We start from the raw sequence: 304 nt of genomic DNA, 5'->3' as shown, positions 1-304 counted from the left end.
CCCCACCTGAGTGGGGCTGTCAGTATTTTTCTGGCCTTACCCCGCAGAGTAAGGCCAGAGGTTACGTCAGACTTCGCCACCTCAACGCTCGCCTCAGATGACGTGTTTTACGGCTGGCTCGCAGACCGACCAAAGCGGAATCCACACGCAAGTCTTTGTCGATGCCCATATCTTTAAGAATATGTGGCGATAAATGTGGCAGATGAACCTGCATACGTCGGTGTTCGCGACGCCATGCTTCTTCTTCACGATGTAAATCAAGACGAATAAGTAAAACAGCAAAACGTAAATAGACTGATTGGCG

Annotated in this window: 1 protein-coding gene; it reads right to left on the bottom strand. The window is 50.0% G+C overall.

Features of this window, described 5'->3' with window-relative positions:
- Nucleotides 1–61: 61 nt before the first annotated feature.
- Nucleotides 62–304, bottom strand: a 243-nt coding sequence (locus ACYP03_RS25460; RefSeq protein ID WP_459782601.1) for a hypothetical protein, incomplete at its 5' end; no start/stop codon positions are given.

This window comes from Photobacterium sp. R1 (assembly GCF_054600795.1).
The sequence above is the reverse complement of the archived record's forward strand: the minus strand, read 5'-3'. Positions and strand labels throughout refer to the sequence as shown.